Below are 3,134 nucleotides of genomic sequence, written 5' to 3'. Positions count from 1 at the left end.
AGCTACGGTGAAGTCGCTGCACAAGTAGGCAATCCAAAAGCCGCCCGTGCGGTAGGCACCGCTTGCGGCAAAAATGCTATCGGCGTGCTTGTCATCGCGTTTTGAAAAGCGATGGGGGGTTAGGTGGATATCGTTGGGGATTAGAGCGTAAACGGATATTATTAGAGAAAGAAAGAATAAGATAGCAGTAAGTTTTCCGCATTATTGTACTTAACTGCTTCAGCCTCATTTTTGAATTGCTGAAGCAAAAATGCTCAGCTTGACTTCAATCAATACTGAATAACGCGGAGCCATACCTGCATAAAGCCGTACAACTGGATTAGATTCAGAATAAGCGAGTGTGGCGATAACTTAAATTTTTCATATTTGAGGCGTTTTGGGCTACTTATCTGTTGAAATAATTCAAAGTTAAAGACCTGAGGGGGCTAAATAAAAAGGGTTAAGACAATATTTTAACCCTTTTCTTCAAATTCAACCTTCTGAATACCAATATTAATGAGTTTTACGGCTCGTGCCATTGCGCACTAAATTTTGGCCTGTTTGGAACACTTCTTCCGTAACCCCACGTGATAATAATAATTGGTGCTGGTCATCTAATGCTGCGACAAAACGATGACCATCTTTATTGCTTGTCGCCATCGCCACACCAGCTACATTTGTTAAACCCGAACCACCATTTTCAACTGAAATTAAAAAGGTTTCTAACTCTGTTAGGGTTGTAATGATATCTGCTTCGTTGTTCATAATTTACATTCTCTTGCTGAACTCAATCTATAATCACGGAATGTTACGGTGTTTATCTTTCTAAGGCAACTTTCCTCTTCAGAGAAAATAGACGACACCCATTATAAAACCGCCCGTTTTTTGAACTGTTCTAAACTGATAGGGTGTTTTATTTTTAGTCCGGTAGGTGAGTGAGGCCACAGCCTCGAAAAAGCCAAATAAGTTTAATTGATACGCCTATTTTATGAATAACATCCCTGTTATTCACTTCTTCGAAGCCAGCTAAAGCTGTTCTCATTTATTCCTTATAAATGAGTCATTAATATGGATGTCTTGATAAATCATTTTTCGCGGGCAAGAGAAAGCGCAATGGCATATGTATTGCTTAGTGCATAATATATAGAAGTTAAGAGATAAGGACGAGGCTTTAATCTCAAATACCTGACGTTATACGCCCTCAATAAACCGATTTATCACTCAATTTCACCCGTCTATTATTAAAAATAGAAGTAACTAATTGTATATCGATAAAATGTAAATTAATGTGGTTTTTATTTTATATAGACGGGCTGAAATGAGAAATTCTACAGCTTGGCTATTGGTGATAAATTAAAGGTGTTCTTCTATGGAGATGGATAAATCTGTCAATGTGTTTGGTGAAACATTAGAAATCTGTTGTGAAAAACCAATCACCGGCTTTTACCGGGATGGTAAATGTAATACCAATAAAGATGATGTTGGTTCGCATACAGTCTGTATTAAAGTAACAAAAGAGTTCTTGGAATACTCAAATTTTAAAGGTAATGATTTATCTAAACCTATACCTGAGTTTAATTTTAAAGGTTTAAAGCCTGGAGATAGCTGGTGTCTCTGTGCGTTGCGTTGGTTAGAGGCCGAGGAAAACAGCATGGCACCCAGAATTCATCTCCAAAGGACTCACATTAAAGCGATAGATATTGTGCCAATGGCGTTACTGAAAAAATACGCAGTTGATCTGAATTAGGGGTTAAAAAAACAAGTAAACAAGGCACTAAAAAGCGCCGGCTGTTAGGTTTCGCTTCAAATTCTAGCCCTCAATTTTTAGCCAGTTATTTGGCCGTTGGTGTCAAAATGAATGAATGTTGTCGATTGAAGCAAAGTTTGTCTATATTTTACCCAAAGAAAACATCAAGCTTACTTCGAGCTCGAAAATATTTGTCCGTTGTTGGTTGTTTTATCTTATTTCAGCGATAAGTTACTGTCAGAACGAAAGCACCTTGGTTGTTGAGTCACAGGATCAATAAACTGCAGCTCTTTTGCCAGTAACTGCAATGGTGCTGAATAGTTATCCGCTGATAGCGGCTCTAATTGCGGGTAGTATTTGTCATTCAGTATGGGCAAGCCGAGCGCCTGCATGTGAACGCGTAATTGATGGGTTTTACCCGTAACGGGGTTTAATTCAAATAATGCCGTCTGAGCAGATTGCTGCAAGCATCGAATCACGGAGTGGCTATTAGTTTCGCCTTCGGCCACACGCATGCGAAAGTGAGGTTCGCCCTGCACGATACGACTTTTCATTTCCCACTCCTGACCGATAAGATTTTCACCGTCACTAATGTTAGCAATTGCCTGGTAGCTTTTGCGTATCTGTCGTGTTTTAAATAAATGATGGTAACGATGGCGGGTATCGGGGTTAACAGAGAACATGACCAAGCCCGCTGTCACTCTATCCAAGCGATGCAACGCTTGTAAGGCCTCAATACCGGTGCTGCGTCGTAGGCGATTTTGCAGGCATTCATTTACATATTTACCACCGGGGGTTACTGCCAGAAAATGGGGTTTATGGGCCACTAAAATATGCTGATCCTGAAATAAAATCGTTTCCTTAAAGGGGATGCTGGGCTCGCTTTCGACTTCCCTGTAATAGTAGATCCGTTGCTGCGGTTGGAAGGGCGATTGTGCCGTTATCAGCGAGCCGTCGTGGTAGTGTACTTTGCCATCGGTGATCCGCTGCCGCCAAATCTGAGCATTAATATAAGGAAATTTAATGATCAGGTATTCCAGCACGGTGGCGACGCCGGGGTTAGTCTGCGGTAAACTCAGCTTTGAGGGGCGATCGGAAATTATCATTTAGTGGTCCAGATTTTGACTATAGCATGAGCTTAATAGCGCTATGCTGTGTGATTATTTGTTAGCTCATTTGAATGGACTTTAAACAAATAAGTCAAGTCGCTGACAAATGATAAAGTAAATGATATTTGTTTACCACCGTCCCCTTTTTCTGCGTATATGAAGCCGCGTATTTTGAGAATATTATCAATGTTTCGCATAACAGTCACATTCAAAGCGCCGCTCGATCCCTGCGTCGAATCAAACTCGGTTTATTTCGGGGATTGAATGACATTACGGCCGGGGTTGATCGATTTCGGGGC

The 3,134-nt window shown here is 40.8% G+C and carries 3 protein-coding genes and 1 pseudogene; 2 read left to right on the top strand and 2 right to left on the bottom strand.

Going from position 1 to position 3,134, the window contains the following annotated elements:
- Positions 1–185, top strand: a pseudogene (locus ACJAT7_RS18785) (methylated-DNA--[protein]-cysteine S-methyltransferase); the annotation flags it as partial.
- Positions 186–492: 307 nt separating this feature from the next.
- Here the strand turns inward: ACJAT7_RS18785 and ACJAT7_RS18780 are convergent.
- Positions 493–744, bottom strand: a complete 252-nt coding sequence (locus ACJAT7_RS18780; RefSeq protein ID WP_415228310.1) for a hypothetical protein — start codon at positions 742–744, stop codon at positions 493–495.
- 604 nt (positions 745–1,348) lie between these two features.
- Here ACJAT7_RS18780 and ACJAT7_RS18775 point away from each other — a divergent pair.
- A complete protein-coding gene (locus ACJAT7_RS18775; RefSeq protein WP_415228309.1) occupies positions 1,349–1,726 on the top strand; it encodes a DUF2237 family protein in 378 nt (125 codons plus the stop codon).
- Positions 1,727–1,941: 215 nt separating this feature from the next.
- Here ACJAT7_RS18775 and ACJAT7_RS18770 read toward each other — a convergent pair whose 3' ends face one another.
- Positions 1,942–2,832: a pseudouridine synthase gene (locus ACJAT7_RS18770; protein WP_415228308.1), complete on the bottom strand. Its 891-nt coding sequence runs from the start codon at positions 2,830–2,832 to the stop codon at positions 1,942–1,944.
- Positions 2,833–3,134 lie beyond the last annotated feature (302 nt).

It is taken from the genome of Psychromonas sp., assembly GCF_047632995.1.
In the GTDB taxonomy this organism is placed as follows: domain Bacteria; phylum Pseudomonadota; class Gammaproteobacteria; order Enterobacterales; family Psychromonadaceae; genus Psychromonas.
The sequence above is the reverse complement of the archived record's forward strand: the minus strand, read 5'-3'. Positions and strand labels throughout refer to the sequence as shown.

Bases quoted from the DNA above. Each gene is read 5' to 3' on its own strand.
- ACJAT7_RS18780 (WP_415228310.1), bottom strand. From the start codon at position 744: ATGAACAACGAAGCAGATATCATTACAACCCTAACAGAGTTAGAAACC.
- ACJAT7_RS18775 (WP_415228309.1), top strand. From the start codon at position 1,349: ATGGAGATGGATAAATCTGTCAATGTGTTTGGTGAAACATTAGAAATC.
- ACJAT7_RS18770 (WP_415228308.1), bottom strand. From the start codon at position 2,832: ATGATAATTTCCGATCGCCCCTCAAAGCTGAGTTTACCGCAGACTAAC.